The sequence below is a fragment of the Nocardia sp. NPDC056541 genome (assembly GCF_042794235.1).
Classification (GTDB): domain Bacteria; phylum Actinomycetota; class Actinomycetes; order Mycobacteriales; family Mycobacteriaceae; genus Nocardia.
Window position 1 is genome coordinate 1 of the sequence record NZ_JBHTUD010000042.1, and the last position, 14,884, is coordinate 14,884.

The following is a 14,884-nucleotide window of genomic DNA, read 5'->3' on the forward strand; positions in this document are numbered from 1 at the left end:
GTGCCTGACCGGCGGCCCCTCAGGGCCGCGGACACGCGCGCGCCAGCGCGCCAACAAACACAGCGTCAAACCGTTCGGGGACTACCGAACATCAGATCCAACCCGCCCGTCGGACCCGACGCACCACATCACAAACTGGCAGACTCGATGGCGACACTGTTCGACTAGCAGAGGTACCGATGCCGCAACGCCGTTGGATTTCCCGTTCCGTGCTGTTGATCGCGGGCGCGCTCACCGCCGCGACCCTGACCGCCTGCGGGGGTACGCCACCGGCCTCGACCGGCAGTGCGGGCACCACCACCTCGGCCGCGCCGACGACCACCGCGCCGGCCGGGACGTTGACGATCAGCCCCTCCTCCGCCGCGCAACTGTGCGACATGATCCGGCCCGAACTGTCGAACTTCCGGGTACAGGGCCCGACGCTCGGGCGGATCTCGCTCAACGCCATGGTGCACGACTGGGGCTTCCGCAACGGCGGCATCAACGGGCACGTTCTCGCCGACAAGGCGATGATCGACCGGGTGACCACCGAGAGCTGCCCCGAGGTGCGGACCGAGGCGCTCACCGCTCTCGAATTGCCTTCCCTCGCCGCGGGATTGGCGTTCTGATGCGCGGTCTCTACCCCGAGATCGAACCGTTCGAGCAGGGCCTGATCGATGTCGGCGACGGCCAGTCGGTGTACTGGGAGGTCAGCGGTGATCCCGACGGCAAGCCCGTGGTGTTCGTGCACGGCGGACCCGGCGGCGGCACCGGGCCCCTGCAACGGCGCTTCTTCGACCCGGCCGTGTACAAGATCGTGCTGTTCGATCAGCGCGGATGCGGAAAGTCCATGCCGCACATCGCCGATGGGGCTCCCCTGGACACCAACACCACGCCGAATCTGATCGCCGACATGGAGTTGCTGCGCGACCATCTGGGGATCGAGCGCTGGCAGGTGTTCGGCGGTTCGTGGGGGTCGACCCTGGGCCTGGCCTACGCGCAGGCCCACCCCGAGCGGGTGACCGAACTGGTGTTGCGTGGCATCTTCTTGTTACGGCGCAAGGAAATCGACTGGTACTACAACGGCGCCGCGGGCAACGTCTACCCCGCCGAGTGGGCGAGATTCCTCGCGCCGGTCCCCGTCGAGGAACGCGGGGACGACCTCGTGGAGGTGTATCACCGACTGCTGCACTCCCCCGATCCGCAGGTCGCGCTCGATGCCGCGGTCGCCTGGTCGACATGGGAAGGCGCGACGAGTTCCCTGCTCCCGCAACCGGATCGGGTCGCCGAAACCGCCGAAGCACGCTTCGCTCTCGCGTTCGCCCGGATCGAAAACCACTATTTTCGCCACGGTGGATTCCTCGAGGAGGGACAGTTGCTGCGAGACATAGATCGGATCGCCGACATCCCCGGCGTGATCGTGCAGGGCCGCCACGACATCGTGTGCCCCGCGGTGAGCGCATGGGATCTGCACAACGCGTGGCCGTCCTCGACGCTGCACATCGTCGAGGACGCCGGGCACACCGCGCACGAGCCCGGCATCACCGCCCAGCTGGTGGAGGCGACCGACACGTTCGGAAAGCGAGGCTGACACCATGGCGACCGAGGCCGGAGAAGCCGTCGTCGCGGCGCTACGCGAGGACATCGACCGGCTCTTCGACGCCGAACCCGATGTGCGCGCCGACGCCGACGATTCGGTCCACCAGATGCGGGTGGCCACGCGCAGGCTCCGCAGTGTCCTGCGTTCCTATCGCAAGCTGTTCGACGCCGAGGAAGCCGCCGGCACCGAAGCGGAACTGAAGTGGCTCGCCGACCTGCTCGGCGTGGCCCGCGACGCCGAAGTCCGCGCCGAACGGTTCATCGATCTGCTGACCGGTTACGACCGAGTCCCCGCCGAGGTCACCGATGCCCTGGTCGGGGCCTCCCGTGCGGCCTACATCGCTGCTCACGCGGAGGTACTGAGCGCCATGGACGGCAAGCGCTACCGCCGCCTGCGCAAAGTCCTCAAAACCTGGCGCACCGACCCCCCGCTCGCCCCCGAACTCGCCCGCGACAACGCGACCGCTGTCTTCGGCAAGGTCTTGCGCCGCGACCGCAAACGCCTGCGCACACTCGTCTTCGCCGAGCCCACCGCCACTCCGGCGGACCGCGTAGAACTGCTCCACGACATCCGCAAGGGCGCCAAGCGTTTACGCTATTCCTGCGAAGCCGCCGCGACGGTCCTCGGCCCCGACGCCACCGACCTGGGCACCCGGGCCAAGCGCCTGCAATCCGTCCTCGGCGACCACCGCGACGCCGTCGAATCCCGCGAAGCGATCCTGGTGGTAGCGGCAGGTACCCACACGCCCGCGGCAACCATCTACGAACTCCTCGCCGACACCGAGGAAGCAGCCGCGGGCCGAGCCATCGCCCACTACCCGGCGGCCGCCGCATTCATCTCCGCGGCGAACTGACAGTCGTCACTATCGACGTGGCCCGTCGTATTCGAAGCCGATAGTCCGAGTTCCCGGATCAGCGACAGCCAACCGCACCGCGACCTTCTCCCCTTCCGGCGGCTGTCCCGCACACCGCGCGAGGATCGGCGGTTCACTGACAAAGATCTCCGCGGGCCGGGACCCGTTGGCATCACGCAAAACCACGGCGGCGAACTCGGTGCCTACCCGAGGCTGGAGGACGGTGGCCTCGGTCAGGTCGACGCAGGCGCGATCGACCTTGTTGGCTACGGCATCGGTGCGGCGCATCGTCTCGGCGGCGGCCTTCACACCGTCGGTCACCCATTGCGGCACGTCGGCTCCGGCATCGTAGGCCAGGCAGATCTCGGTGGTGAACCGGTCGGCCAGCCGTCGCAGTGGCGCCGTCACGTGGGCGTACGGTGCGCCGATCGCACTGTGCGTCAGTTGTTGCGGGGTCGGGTCGTCGAGTTCGGCGAGCAGTGTGTAGCTCGCGCCGCGCAACAACCCGGTGGCTTCCGACATCAGCACCAGCGCGGCGGGGGTGTTCGCGTCGAGTCCCGCGAGCATGCGGCCCACCGGGACCTCGGCGGGCCACTCGACCCCCAATGCCGCCGCCGTGCGCCGCATCGAATCGATCGCGCTCTCCGGCGGTGGCGGCATCGTTCGCAGTACGCCGACCCCTTTGTGCTCCAGCATGATTCGCGCCGCGCACATGCCGGTGAGTAACGAGACCTGTTCGTTCCAGTCGTCGGCCTCGGTCCGGGGCTCCAACCGCAGGCGCCAGCCGTCTCCGTCGGGGATCACTTCCTGCGCGGGCAACCGCAGCGAGATCGCGCCTCGGTCCAACCCCGCCTCGATCCGCAGCCGACCGAATTCGGGCAGCGCGGTCAGCGACGGCGGCAGAATACCGGCGTCGGCGGCAGCCTGGACCTGTGCGTAGTCGAACCGCTCCCGGGAGCGCACCAGTGCGCGCTTCACCGAACAGCTCAGTGGCACAGCATCATTGTCGAGTTCTATGGTCCACAACACGGCAGGCCGGTCGACGCCGGGCAGCAGACTCGCGGTGCCCTCGGACAGCACGGTCGGATGCAGTGCGACATTACCGTCGGGCAGATAGAAGGTCTGCCCGCGCACTTCGGCCTCGGCGGCCAGCGCACTGCCCGGCACGATCACCGCACCGAGATCCGCGATCGCGTAGTGCAGGGTGAAGCCGGTGGGAGTGCGTTCGATATGCAGCGCCTGGTCCAGATCCAGCGCGCTGGGCGGGTCGATGGTCACGAACTCGATATCGGTCCGATCGACCCGAGTGCCCGCGAACGCGTCCACCGCGTCGCGGGCGTCGGAGACGGCCTCGGCCGGATAGTCCGAGGCCAGTCCGAATTCGGAACGGATGGCGCCGAAGTCGACCGGCGCCGAGACGATCCGCTGATGGAGTTCCATTCTCGCAGAGTAGCGATTTCCTACTGCAGTGCGAGCATGGTGCCGTTGAGCTGATCGAGCGGGCCGTACACCGTGAAAGTGACCCGGCCGTTGGGCACGGCGGAGGACACGGTCGCGGCCGCGTCGAGCGCCTGACCGAACGAGGCCGCCGACGGGTGCGGCAGACCGGCCACGGTCAGGCCGAATCGGGACTGGTGCACCCAGGCGGTATCACCCGGGCTGAGGTCGACCTGAACCCCACCGTTGAGCGGGGTCACCGCGACCGCGCTCGCCGAACCGGCACCAAGCGTTGCGAAAACCGCAGTGGCTCCGGCGATCAGTGCACCGGCGACAATGGAACGAACTACCCGCATGTAAATGTGACCTGCTTCCGCGATCGAATGTGTTGGGCTCGCGGAAGTGGCAGCGAGCCCTGCCGACGGCGATCACTCTATGACCTCGCTCACGTTCCCGGCGAGTTCCAGCGCATTTTCCCTGTCTCGGCACACGATCGCCGAGACATTCCGGGCAATTGTTACTGTGGCGGCGGCGCACTCGGCAGCTGCCGGGTTGTGCGGCACTCACGTCGATAAATGGGAGTTTGCGAACGTATGTCGTGGCTGATTTTCGATTACCTGTCGCCGATCCTCGGACCGGACGCGGCCAGCTATTGGGCACACCTGCTGGCGATCAACCCGGGGTAGCTCACCGCTTCGATCCGGAACATGTCGCTTCCCGTTAACCACACGGGAAGCGGCGTGTTTCCTGGGCGGCTAGCATCCCGCTGCGTGAGTAGAACTACCGCCGCCATCGCGGCCAGCGCCACCGTCTTCGCCCTGCTTCTGGCCGGCTGCAGCGATGACTCTTCCTCTGCCGGTTCCCCCGCCGCGTCCACCACGCCCGCGCCTTCCTTCCAGGTCGAAGCCAGCAAGGCGGGGATGTTCGTGGTGAGCTACCGCAACGCCTTCCCGAAGCTGGCGCAGGGGCGCGACGACGCCGCCGTGGCCGCGGTGCTGAACCATTCCTGCTCCGAGATCAAGGCGGGCAAGTCCGAGGCCGACACGATCGCCACGATCAAGAAGGCGGCCAAGAACGGCGCCACCGACGCGACCACCGAAGAGGCCACGGCCGTCTACCAGATGTCCACACTGATGTGCTGAGCCGCTGTGCGGCCGAGCGAGGCGGCGGCTCCCGGTGGGAGCCGCCGCCTTCGCGTTGCCTGGGCGGGCGAGCCGGCCTGTAAGCCGGATCCTGTCCCCGATTCGCATCGGGGGGCGACCATCCATCTGGACACACCGTTGCCGGGTGCCTCGAGCGGTCCACCCGCAGGCTCGGGCGAGCAGCCCTCGAACACCTGCGCAGCCGCACCGTTGCCGATGCGACCTTCGACCTTGCTCCGGGCGGGGTTTACCTAGCCGCCCCGGTCACCCGGGGCGCTGGTGCGCTCTTACCGCACCGTTTCACCCTTACCGCACGTGCGTGCGGCGGTTTGTTTTCTGTGGCACTGTCCCGCGGGTCACCCCGGGTTGCCGTTAACAACCGCCCTGCTCTGTGGAGTCCGGACTTTCCTCGGCACCGGGCAGCGGCACTGTTCGTGCCCGTTCCCGTTACCGCGGTCGCCCGGCCGACTCGCCCGCCGGTACAGAGTACTCGCTACGGTATTGACTCATGGAACGTGTCGACGTCAGTTTCCCTTCGGGTGACCAGCAGTGCGCCGCGTGGCTCTACCTGCCCGACGGCGCGCCTCGTCCGCGGCCGTTGGTGATCATGGGACACGGGCTCGGGGCCACCCGCGAGATGGGGTTGGATCGGTATGCGCGGCGGTTCGTCGCCGCGGGAATGGGGGTGCTCGCGTTCGACTACCGGAATTTCGGTGCCAGTGAGGGTTCGCCGCGCCAGGTGCTCAACATCGGGCGGCAGCGGCAGGACTGGAAGGCCGCAATCGCCTACGCGCGCAGCATCCGGGGCTTCGACGCCACTCGGATCGCGTTGTGGGGCACCTCGTTCGGCGGGGGACATGTGCTCGCGGTGGCGCCCGACGACGATTACCTCGCCGCGGTGGTGGCCCAGGTGCCGTTCACCAGCGGGTGGGCGTCGGGGATGGCGAAGGGCCCGATCAGCCTGACCAAGGTCGCCACCATCGCCGCCACCGACCTGCTCTTCGGGCCGCTCCGCCGCAAACCCGTCCGCATCCGCCTGGCCGGGCGCAAACGCTCCGCGGCGTTGATGAGCGCCACCGACGTGCCGGAAGGCTACGGCCGACTGGCCGAGGAGAGCGACACCTACGATCCCAAAGTGGGTGCCCGCGTGGCGTTCTCGACACTGTTCGACTCCCCCGGTCGCCGCGCCAAGTCGTTGAAGATCCCGGTCTTCTACGCGATCGCCGAGAACGACTCGATCGCCCCCGCCGGCCCGACCCGCAAGGCCGCCGAACGCACCAAACACGCTGTGGTCAAGCAGTATCCGGTCGGCCACTTCGACGTGTACTTCGACGATGTCTTCGAGCAGGTAGTACGCGACCAGACCGATTTCCTGGTGTCGGTCCTTCGCCCCTGAACTGCCCGGATACTCCGGGCCCGTGGGGCACCATGGGGTGATGGAACAGATCAGCTCGCGCACGATTTACACCAACCCGTGGATGCGGCTGCGGGAGGACACTGTTCGGCGGGCCGACGGATCGGTGGGGATCTACGGCGTCCTCGACAAGGTCGACTGGGCGCTGGTGATCCCGTTCGACGGCACGGGATTCCATCTCGTCGAGCAGTTCCGCTACCCGCTGGGCATACGGTGCTGGGAGTTCCCCGCGGGCACCCCGGCGCAGGGGACCACTCCCACACCGATCGAGCTGGCGCACAACGAATTGCGCGAGGAAACCGGGCTGCGCGCCGACCACATGACCCCGCTCGGCGCCTTGGCCACCGCACCCGCACTGACCGACCAGCGCGGCCACTGCTTCCTGGCCACCGGCCTCACCCCCGGCGAGCCGGACCGCGAACACGAGGAGCAGGACATGCGCACGGCCTGGTTCTCCCGCTCGCAGGTCGAGGCGATGATCCTGCGTGGCGAGATCATCGACGCCCACGCGGTAGCCGCCTACGGCCTGCTGCTCATGCACGAGCGCGGCCTCGGCCCCGGCTGATCGCACGACGACATCAGCGTGGCAATGACCTCCGAGGTCATGGCCTTGCCTCGAGCCGGGCCGATACGCTGGGCGGGTGACGACGACGAGCGCCCAGATCGGCCCGTTGATGCGCGAGTGGCGGCAGCGGCGCAAGCTCAGCCAGCTCGACCTGGCACTGATCCCCTCGACGACGCCACCGCCACAGCGCTGCGGGCGATGGGCGACGCACAGTCACCCGGGTGATCGACCACGACAAGGGGCGCAGCACCTGATCGGTACTGCGCCCCTTGTTTTCGTGAGTAGATCAGATGGGCTGGAAGCCCGCGCCTACGCCGCCTGCGCGGTTGAGCACATCCAGAATCACCTGAATGGGCTGGAAGTACGCGGGCGAGTGGATCGGGTTCGCGCCACCGGTGCACGGGACGTCGAAATCGACCGGGCCCAGGCCGGTGAGACGGCCCTGGTTCATGCCGACGAGGCGGTCGCCGACGACGACGGGGCCGCCGGAATCGCCCGGCTGCGAGCAGTACTGGTTGATGGAGGTGCCTTCGAGCTCACCCCACACCACGCCACAGCTGCGACCGCTGGTACGGCCGTCCGAGCACACCGTGGCGCCGGGGCCGGGCGAGGCGCCGATACCGGCGACGGTGGTCTGGCCGATGGTGCGCACCGGCAGTACCTTCGACGCATCCAGTTGCAGCACAGCGAAATCCAGGTAATCACCGTCGTCGGAGTACGCGACGGTCCCGATCACGCCTGCCTTGAGCGCCTGCTCGGCGCCGACGCGCGAACCGGTCGGCGCGCAGTGTCCGGCGGTGAGGCCGACGAGGCGACCCGCACCGTCGTGGCCGATGGCCGTGAGCGAACAACCGGAGTTGTTGTCGAAGACGATGCCCGAAGCCGCGCCGAGCACCACGCTCGGATCGGCCGTCACACTGCCCGCACCCGCGGACGCGGTGAGCACCCCCGCGATGGCCGCCGCAAACGCCGCCATCCGTAGAAACCTCATCAAGTACCTTTCCTGTGTGGCCGCGGCATTCCGCGCGCCCGAGAATATTTCGGGCGATGCGGCGTCGTCGTTACGCCGACCGTGCGCCGGGGCGACCGTACCGTGCCCGGGTGACGAGCGGCTAGCTCACAGGTACGAGGTGTCGTTGACCAGGCGCACCGAGGCGCCGCCGTCGGGATAGAACTCGGCCACGCACAGCGACGCGAGGTCGAGGTGCAGGCGGTACAGCAGCGACGGCCCCACCCCCAGCGCCAGTTGCAGCAGGGTTTTGATCGGGGTCACGTGGCTGACCACCACCACGTTCTGGCCCGGGTACAGCGCCACCAGATCGCGGCGCACCCCTTCGACGCGTTCGCGGACCTGATCGAAACTCTCGCCGCCGGGTGCGGGGATCGACGGGTCGCCGAGCCAGTCGCGGTGCAGCAACGGGTCGCGCTCGGCGGCCTCGGCGAAGGTGAGACCCTCCCAGTCGCCGAAATCGGTCTCGGTGAGGCCGTCGAGGATGCGCAACGGCACGCCGAGGGCTGATGCCGCGGCTTCGGCGGTGGACCGGGCGCGCTGCAACGGGGAGCTCACCACAGCGGCGATATCGCCTTTGGCGGCAAGCATTTTCGCGGCGCGGTCGACCTGCTCGCGACCGAGGTCGGTCAGCGGCGGGTTGCCGCGACCGGAGTAGCGGCGCTCCACCGACAGCGCGGTCTGGCCGTGGCGCAGCAGCAGCAGGCGGGTGGGCTTGCCGACGGCGCCGGTCCAGCCGGGCGAAACCTTGTTCGCGTCAACAGATTTCGGCACGTCGACTTCGTCACCGGCGGCATGTCCGGCCGCGACGGCTTCCCGCACGGTTCCGGTGAGTTCACCGTCGTCCATCGCCTCGTTCGCGAGCCGGTCGGCGTGCGAGTTCTCGGCGCGCGGAATCCAGGTGAAGCTCACCCGATCGAATCCGGCGACCAGTGCCCGTGCCTGCTCGGCGAGCGGAATCATCGAGGCGTGCTTGATCTTCCAGCGTCCCGACATCTGCTCGACGACGAGTTTGGAGTCCATCCGCACCGTGACGACGCGGGCGCCCAGCTCGGCCGAGGCCGCCAAACCCGCGATGAGACCACGGTATTCGGCCACGTTGTTGGTGGCGACGCCGATGTACTCCTTGCGTTCGGCGAGCACCCGCACGTGATCGGCGGCGAACACCACCGCGCCGTAGCCGGCCGGGCCGGGGTTGCCGCGCGAGCCACCGTCGGCTTCGACGATCACCTGGCTCATCGGCGCACCGCCGCGATCACAGCCCCGATTCCTTGGTGCGCACCATGATCGCGCTGCATTCCGGGCAGCGCAGGACCGCGTCGGGCGCGGCCTGGGCGATGCGCTGCATCTCGCCACGGTCGATCTCGATCCGGCAGGCGCCGCAGCGACGGGCCTGCAGCAGGGCCGCACCGACACCGTGCGCCGCGCGCTGCTTGTCGTAGACGGCGATCAGGTCGGCGGGGAACAGGCCGATCAGCTCGGAGCGGTCCTTCTCGCAGCGCTGCTGCGCCACTTCGAGATCGGCCATCGCCTCGTCGCGCAGACGTTCGGCGTCCTCGAGGTCCTGGTCGGCCTTGCTCAGCCGCGCACCGGCGTGGTCGTGGTCGGCGAGCATCGCCTCGCGCTGCTCCATCACGGTCAGCAGCTCGTCCTCGAGCACCGAGCGGCGACGCTCCAGGCTGCCCAGTTCGTGCTGGATCTCGGAGAGCTGCTTGGCGGCGACGGTGCCCGAGGTGAGCATGCCGCGGTCGCGGTCCTCACGCTTGCGGACGGCGTCGACTTCGCCCTCCAGCTTGCGGATGTCGCGGTCCAGATCGTCGATGCCGATCTCCACCGCCACGGCCGCGTCCTTGTAGCCGTGACGTTCGGCCGCCAGACGTGTCACTTCCTGCTGTTCCGGCAGGGCGGAACGGCGGTGGGCGATGCGCGTCAACTCGGCATCGACTCCTGCGAGCTGCAACAGCTTGGTCTGGACCGACGGTTCGACATTCAACGCGCACGAACTCCTGAACACAGTGGACGGATGGATCGATCAACCGTACCGCGCCGCGGGGTGTGATCACGCCATGACCCGAAGAGATGGCCGAAGGCGGGAACCGAACGCGTCCCGGCCGCGTCCAAGCAAGTGTGACCACATCGAACCCGAGAATTGACCTGGCACTGCCGCTGCGCCCGCACATCTTCGACTCCCACGCCGAACCGCGCCAGCTTCAGCTGACATTGGCGACCCCGTTACCCCCGGTGTGTCTCGGGCACGGGCAGGACGCGATCGAGCCGAAGGAGCAGATCCTGCGGTTCTGGGGCAAGCCGGGCGCCTACCGCCAGGAAGGTGTCGGGCGGCTGCTGTGGGAGCGGCCCAAGAGTGCCCTCGGCGCGCTCGTGGTCGATTGCAACGAGCCGCTCGCGATCGTCAAGGCGCGGTGGCCCGAATGTGGGCGATGCGCGGCGCGGGCGGATGCGCGCATCAAGAAGCTGATCGCCTACTACGTGAGCAGCCTGGTGCCGTTGTTCGTCGGCGGGGCGCTGATGATGGCCCGTCCGTCCGCGTTCGCGTGGATCCTGTGCGCGGCCGGAGTCGGGCTCGTCTTTCTCGCGGTGCTGCTCGGTCCCGCGGTGTTCGTACGCACCGACCGCTACCTCGAAGCGACCCTGGCACCGGACGCGAGCTCGGTCACCGTGCGCGCACATCCCGACTTCGCCCGATCGTGGTCCGGTCAGGCGCAGTGGTGACACCGATCAGCCGCTGACCGTCCACGGGTCGGTGCGCAGCGTGCAGACGCGGGTCCGCACCGCGGGGAGGGCGATGTTGACGAACTGTTCGGCCTGACCGCACCAGGGGAACTCGGTGGCCCAATGAGCGGCGTCGATGAGGGCGGGGCCGCCGCGCCGCAGGTGCTCGTCGACGGGGTGGTGACGCAGGTCGGAGGTGAGGTAGGCGTCGACGCCGGCGCGGATGGCCCTGTCGAGGTAGGAGTCGCCCGCGCCGCCGCAGACGGCTACCCGTTCGATGACACGTTCCGGATCGCCCGCCGCGCGCACACCCCAGACGGTGCGTGGCAGGCCGGCGCCGACGCGTGCGGTGAACTCGCGCAGGGTTTCGGGCTGTGCGAGTTCGCCGATGCGGCCGATGCCGAGCGAGGACGGCAGGGGTGCGCGTTCGGTGACGTGGTAGGCGGGCTCCTCGTAGGGGTGGGCGGCGCGCAGGGCGGCGAGAACGGCGAGACGCGAGGTCGGGGGCGCGACCACTTCGACAGCGTCCTCGGTGACGATCTCGACTGTGCCGATCGCGCCGATCGCCGGGTCGGCACCCGCGATGGGCAGGAATTGGCCGGTACCCGCGGTGTACCAGGCGGCCTCGCGGTAATCGCCGATCGCGCCCGCGCCCGCGGTGAACAGGGCCGACATCAAGGAAGCTGTGTGGGTCTGCGGCACCTGGATGACCCACTTGTCCACGGCGGCGATGGGTTTGGGATCCAAGGGGCCGGTGACAGTGAGGCCGACGGCCGCGGCCAGCGCGTCGGAGACGCCGGGGTCGGCGGAGTCGGCATTGGTGTGGGCGGAGAACAGGGCACAGCCGGATCGGATCAGCCGGTGCAGCAGCGCGCCTTTGGGCGTATCGGCGGCGACGGTGTCGACCCCGCGCAGCAGTAGCGGATGGTGGACGACCAAAGCCTGTGCGCCCCAGCCGATTGCCTCGTCGACCACAGCGGCGGTCGCGTCGACGGCGAAGACCACCTTGGTGACCTCCTGCGCGGGGTCACCGCAGACGAGCCCCACCGAGTCCCACGATTCGGCCAGTCGCGGCGGGTACGCCGCGTCGAGTACCCCGATCAGTTCGGCCAGGTCGGTCACCGCCGCCTCCTTCGTTGCGTGGGAATATTCGTCGTGGTGTCCACGCGCGCCGAGCCTGCTGTTCCGCTCTGCGCGCGTCCGCGTCGATGTGCCCGATTCACCACAGTGCCGCGTTCAGCGCATCGATCAACCCGTCGACTTCGGCTGCACCTCGCACAGCGACACGGAGGTGGTCGGGCCCCAAGCCGGGGAACGTGTCGGCCCGGCGAACGGCGACGCCGCGGTCGGCGAGACGTTTACGCAGGAGCGCGCCATCGCGGGCGCGGAGCAGGAGGAACGGTCCGGTGGCCGGGGTGTGGACGTCGAGGCCGAGCGCGGTGAGACGGTCGATCATCGCGGTGCGGTCGACAGCGATGCGGGCGGCGTAGCGCTGGGACTCCGCGACGGCGGCGGGTTCGGCCGTCGCGATGATCGCCTCGAGTTGGAGGGTACCGAGCGGCCAGTGCGGGCGGCCATGGGCCAGACGGGCCAGGACCTCGGGAGCGCCGAGGGCGTAGCCGCAGCGCAGACCGGCCAGTGCCCAGGTCTTGGTGAGGCTGCGCAACACGATGACATCGGGGGCCGACAGACCCGCCAGCGACTCCGCCTCACCGGAAACGACGTCGCCGAGCAGATGGCCGTCCGGCGCCGGATCGCCATCGACGCAGGCCCCGCCGAAGGACGACGAGCAGGAGGTGCGCTCGTCCGCGATGCCGGAGGGCGCGCGCCGACCGACGACCGCGTCGGTGAAGGCTTCGTCGACCACGATGGTCCGACCTGGGCGGCGCAGCGCCTGAATCGTCTGCGCGGAATGCAGGACCGAGGTGGGGTTGGTGGGGTTACCCAGGACAACGAGGTCTGCGTGTTCGGGGACCAGGGTGGGGTCGAGGGTGTACGGGCGTTGCAGGATCACCCTGGTGACCGGGATGTCCGCCTCGCGCAGTGCCAGTTCCGGCTCGGTGAAAGACGGGTGGATGACGGCGGCGAGGCGCGGGGCCAGGCGCGGCAGCATCGCGAAGCCCTCGGCGGCGCCTGCCAGCAACAGCACCTCGTCGGGGGAGCGACCGTGGCGGGCGGCGACGGCGACGCGGGCGGCGTGCTCGTCGTCGGCGCTCGGGTAGCGGCCGAGGTCGGCGAGGCGGGCGGCCAGGCGATCGCGCAGCCAGTCGGGTGGGGCGACGCCCTGGACGTTCACGGCGAAATCGAGCATGCCCGGGCGCGCCTCCACGTCGCCGTGGTGGCGCAACATCGCGGGGTCGACGGAGTCCTCGAGCACAACTGCACACCCTACGTGGCGGCGATTCGGCGCCACGGGCGAGAATGGCTCTCGTGGGTCCACTACATGTCTCGTTCATTTGCACAGGCAATATCTGCCGGTCACCGATGGCCGCGAAGATGTTCGAGGCGCACCTCTACCGAGCGGGTCTCGCGAACCGCGTGCGGGTGAGCAGCGCGGGCACCGGTTCGTGGCATGTCGGCGACGCGGCCGACCCGCGTACCGAGGCGACCCTGCGCCGCGCCGGCTACCCGACCGAGCACACCGCGGCGACCTTCGGTCCCGAGCACTGTGACGCCGACCTGATCATCGCCTTGGACACCGGCCACGATCGCGAACTCGCGCACCGCGGCGTCCCCACCGAGCAGCGCAGGCTGCTGCGCAGCTTCGACCCCGCGGCCGACGGCCGCGATGTGCCGGACCCGTACTACGGCGACCAGTCCGATTTCGACCTCGTCCGCGACCAGATCGAGGCCGCCATCCCCGGCCTGCTCGACTGGGTCCACGCCGAGCTCGACGCGCGCAACCCCGCCGACGTGCAGCTCTGATGCGCAAACTCACCTTTCTGCTGCGTCCCAGCTGGCTGATCCTCGCGGTGATCGTCGCCGCGTTCGCCTACCTGTGCTTCACCGTGCTGGCGCCGTGGCAGCTCGGCAAGAACAACAGCACCGAACACCGCAATCAGCTGATCGCCGACTCTGTGCAGGCCGACCCCGTGGCCGTCACCGATGTCCTCGACGGCGACTCCGGCACCCACACCGAGTGGCGCAAGGTCACCGCGACCGGCGCCTTCGTCCCCGAGTCGACCGTCCTGGTCCGCCTTCGCCACCTCGACGGCGCCCCCGGCTACGCCGTCCTCGCCGCCTTCCGCCTCGACGACGGCCGCACCCTCCTGGTCGACCGCGGCCTGGTCGCCTCCGTCGACGGCACCCGCCCACCCGCGATCGCCGACCCGCCCGCGGGCCCGCAACGCATCGAAGCCCGAGTCCGAGCCTCCGAGGGCGTGGTTCCCGACAAAACGCCCAGCACCCAGGACGGCTTCCGCCAGGTGTACACGGTCGACACCACCCAGGAATCCGCCGTCCTCGGCACCCCCCTCACCCCCGTTCCGACCGGCACCGACAAGGGCGGCTACCTCCAGCTGGCCGCCGACCAGCCAGGCGCCTTCACCCCGACCCCCCTGCCCCAACTGGACGCGGGCCCCTACCTCTCCTACGGCCTCCAATGGCTCGCCTTCGGCCTGATGGCCCCCCTCGGCCTCGGCTATTTCGTCGTAGCCGAGCTCAAAGCCCGCCGCCGAGACCGCGCCCAACCGTCTACCCCGACGAACCCCACGCCCACCGCAGACACCCCCGCCCCCGCCCAACCCACCACAGAAGCCCGCCTAGCGGACCGCTACGGCCGCAACCGCTGACAGCTGTTCGCCACCCCGCGAATCCAGCACATCGTCCGCGAACTCAACTGCCTCTCGTCTGCGCACACCGCGAAGACCGCAGCTCCACGCACCCCCAGCCACACCGTGCACCTCAGATCCACCATGACCGCCCCCCCGCACAGCCACACCGCGCACCCCAGGCCAACCATGACCGCCACCCCCACAGCCACACCGCGCACCCCAAATCCGCCATCACGCCCCACCCCCAGCCACACCGCGCACCCCAAATCCGCCATGACCGCACTCCCACCCACCACCCGCGACCCCTAGGGAGCGGCGGCCACGAAGTGGCCGGTCCGCGGCCGGGCCGCCGGTCAGGCGCCGCGGAGATGCGACGAAGGAG

16 protein-coding genes and 1 other RNA gene are annotated in these 14,884 nt (G+C 69.3%); 9 read left to right on the plus strand and 8 right to left on the minus strand.

The annotated features are described in order from the left end of the window. The first annotated feature begins 179 nt into the window (after positions 1-179). Genes ACFQ9R_RS34425 through ACFQ9R_RS34435 form a run of 3 tightly spaced genes read left to right on the plus strand, consistent with a single transcriptional unit; the run spans position 180 to position 2,432 of the window. Entirely contained in the window at positions 180-608 is a 429-nt protein-coding gene (locus ACFQ9R_RS34425; protein WP_378996987.1) for a hypothetical protein, read from the plus strand. Continuing rightward, positions 608-1,570 carry a prolyl aminopeptidase gene (gene pip / locus ACFQ9R_RS34430; RefSeq protein WP_378996989.1) on the plus strand — a complete coding sequence of 321 codons (963 nt, stop codon included), beginning with the start codon at positions 608-610 and terminating at the stop codon, positions 1,568-1,570. The genes ACFQ9R_RS34425 and pip overlap by 1 nt, the downstream gene beginning before the upstream one ends. Before the next feature lie 4 nt (positions 1,571-1,574). Beyond that, positions 1,575-2,432, plus strand: a complete 858-nt coding sequence (locus ACFQ9R_RS34435) for a CHAD domain-containing protein (protein WP_378996991.1) — start codon at positions 1,575-1,577, stop codon at positions 2,430-2,432. A 9-nt stretch (positions 2,433-2,441) separates the two neighbouring features. Here the strand turns inward: ACFQ9R_RS34435 and ACFQ9R_RS34440 are convergent, their stop codons facing one another. Both ACFQ9R_RS34440 and ACFQ9R_RS34445 read right to left on the minus strand, forming a co-directional pair. Further along, complete coding sequence (locus tag ACFQ9R_RS34440; RefSeq protein WP_378996993.1) at positions 2,442-3,872, minus strand: RNB domain-containing ribonuclease; 1,431 nt, start codon at positions 3,870-3,872, stop codon at positions 2,442-2,444. Positions 3,873-3,892: 20 nt separating this feature from the next. Continuing rightward, the gene (locus ACFQ9R_RS34445; RefSeq protein WP_378996997.1) at positions 3,893-4,225 is read right to left on the minus strand and encodes a hypothetical protein; all 333 of its coding nucleotides are present in this window, start codon (positions 4,223-4,225) and stop codon (positions 3,893-3,895) included. Positions 4,226-4,639: 414 nt separating this feature from the next. On the opposite strand from ACFQ9R_RS34445, the gene ACFQ9R_RS34450 reads away from it, so the two are divergent. Further along, a complete protein-coding gene (locus ACFQ9R_RS34450; protein WP_378996999.1) occupies positions 4,640-5,011 on the plus strand; it encodes a hypothetical protein in 372 nt (123 codons plus the stop codon). A gap of 64 nt (positions 5,012-5,075) precedes the next feature. On the opposite strand, the gene rnpB is transcribed toward ACFQ9R_RS34450, so the two are convergent. Continuing rightward, positions 5,076-5,483: RNase P RNA component class A (rnpB, locus tag ACFQ9R_RS34455), an RNA gene on the minus strand. Between the two features lie 36 nt (positions 5,484-5,519). Here rnpB and ACFQ9R_RS34460 point away from each other — a divergent pair. Further along, complete coding sequence (locus ACFQ9R_RS34460) at positions 5,520-6,407, plus strand: alpha/beta hydrolase (protein WP_378997002.1); 888 nt, start codon at positions 5,520-5,522, stop codon at positions 6,405-6,407. Positions 6,408-6,447: 40 nt separating this feature from the next. Beyond that, a complete protein-coding gene (locus ACFQ9R_RS34465; protein WP_378997004.1) occupies positions 6,448-6,990 on the plus strand; it encodes an NUDIX domain-containing protein in 543 nt (180 codons plus the stop codon). A 286-nt stretch (positions 6,991-7,276) separates the two neighbouring features. Here ACFQ9R_RS34465 and ACFQ9R_RS34470 read toward each other — a convergent pair whose 3' ends face one another. The 3 genes from ACFQ9R_RS34470 to ACFQ9R_RS34480 form a co-directional block, all read right to left on the minus strand. Then, a complete protein-coding gene (locus ACFQ9R_RS34470) occupies positions 7,277-7,966 on the minus strand; it encodes a S1 family peptidase (RefSeq protein ID WP_378639444.1) in 690 nt (229 codons plus the stop codon). A gap of 141 nt (positions 7,967-8,107) precedes the next feature. Then, the gene (locus tag ACFQ9R_RS34475; protein WP_378997006.1) at positions 8,108-9,238 is read right to left on the minus strand and encodes a bifunctional RNase H/acid phosphatase; all 1,131 of its coding nucleotides are present in this window, start codon (positions 9,236-9,238) and stop codon (positions 8,108-8,110) included. Positions 9,239-9,254: 16 nt separating this feature from the next. After that, complete coding sequence (locus tag ACFQ9R_RS34480; RefSeq protein WP_378639441.1) at positions 9,255-9,992, minus strand: zinc ribbon domain-containing protein; 738 nt, start codon at positions 9,990-9,992, stop codon at positions 9,255-9,257. A gap of 134 nt (positions 9,993-10,126) precedes the next feature. Between ACFQ9R_RS34480 and ACFQ9R_RS34485 the strand changes: the two genes are divergently transcribed. Further along, entirely contained in the window at positions 10,127-10,729 is a 603-nt protein-coding gene (locus ACFQ9R_RS34485; protein WP_378997008.1) for a hypothetical protein, read from the plus strand. A gap of 6 nt (positions 10,730-10,735) precedes the next feature. Here ACFQ9R_RS34485 and ACFQ9R_RS34490 read toward each other — a convergent pair whose 3' ends face one another. Beyond that, positions 10,736-11,851, minus strand: a complete 1,116-nt coding sequence (locus ACFQ9R_RS34490; RefSeq protein ID WP_378997010.1) for a Nif3-like dinuclear metal center hexameric protein — start codon at positions 11,849-11,851, stop codon at positions 10,736-10,738. A 97-nt stretch (positions 11,852-11,948) separates the two neighbouring features. Beyond that, positions 11,949-13,106: an Rv2231c family pyridoxal phosphate-dependent protein CobC gene (gene cobC, locus ACFQ9R_RS34495; protein ID WP_378997012.1), complete on the minus strand. Its 1,158-nt coding sequence runs from the start codon at positions 13,104-13,106 to the stop codon at positions 11,949-11,951. 44 nt (positions 13,107-13,150) lie between these two features. Here cobC and ACFQ9R_RS34500 point away from each other — a divergent pair, with 44 nt between their 5' ends. Both ACFQ9R_RS34500 and ACFQ9R_RS34505 read left to right on the plus strand, forming a co-directional pair. Beyond that, positions 13,151-13,654 (plus strand): low molecular weight protein-tyrosine-phosphatase, encoded by a 504-nt coding sequence (locus tag ACFQ9R_RS34500; protein WP_378997014.1) that lies wholly within the window; start codon positions 13,151-13,153, stop codon positions 13,652-13,654. After that, entirely contained in the window at positions 13,654-14,520 is an 867-nt protein-coding gene (locus tag ACFQ9R_RS34505; protein ID WP_378997016.1) for an SURF1 family protein, read from the plus strand. Before ACFQ9R_RS34500 ends, ACFQ9R_RS34505 begins: the two co-directional genes overlap by 1 nt. Positions 14,521-14,884 lie beyond the last annotated feature (364 nt).

Bases quoted from the DNA above. Each gene is read 5' to 3' on its own strand.
- ACFQ9R_RS34505 (WP_378997016.1), top strand. From the start codon at position 13,654: ATGCGCAAACTCACCTTTCTGCTGCGTCCCAGCTGGCTGATCCTCGCG.
- ACFQ9R_RS34445 (WP_378996997.1), bottom strand. From the start codon at position 4,225: ATGCGGGTAGTTCGTTCCATTGTCGCCGGTGCACTGATCGCCGGAGCC.
- ACFQ9R_RS34475 (WP_378997006.1), bottom strand. From the start codon at position 9,238: ATGAGCCAGGTGATCGTCGAAGCCGACGGTGGCTCGCGCGGCAACCCC.
- ACFQ9R_RS34440 (WP_378996993.1), bottom strand. From the start codon at position 3,872: ATGGAACTCCATCAGCGGATCGTCTCGGCGCCGGTCGACTTCGGCGCC.
- ACFQ9R_RS34470 (WP_378639444.1), bottom strand. From the start codon at position 7,966: ATGGCGGCGTTTGCGGCGGCCATCGCGGGGGTGCTCACCGCGTCCGCG.
- ACFQ9R_RS34425 (WP_378996987.1), top strand. From the start codon at position 180: ATGCCGCAACGCCGTTGGATTTCCCGTTCCGTGCTGTTGATCGCGGGC.
- ACFQ9R_RS34435 (WP_378996991.1), top strand. From the start codon at position 1,575: ATGGCGACCGAGGCCGGAGAAGCCGTCGTCGCGGCGCTACGCGAGGAC.
- ACFQ9R_RS34465 (WP_378997004.1), top strand. From the start codon at position 6,448: ATGGAACAGATCAGCTCGCGCACGATTTACACCAACCCGTGGATGCGG.
- pip (WP_378996989.1), top strand. From the start codon at position 608: ATGCGCGGTCTCTACCCCGAGATCGAACCGTTCGAGCAGGGCCTGATC.
- ACFQ9R_RS34500 (WP_378997014.1), top strand. From the start codon at position 13,151: ATGGCTCTCGTGGGTCCACTACATGTCTCGTTCATTTGCACAGGCAAT.
- ACFQ9R_RS34460 (WP_378997002.1), top strand. From the start codon at position 5,520: ATGGAACGTGTCGACGTCAGTTTCCCTTCGGGTGACCAGCAGTGCGCC.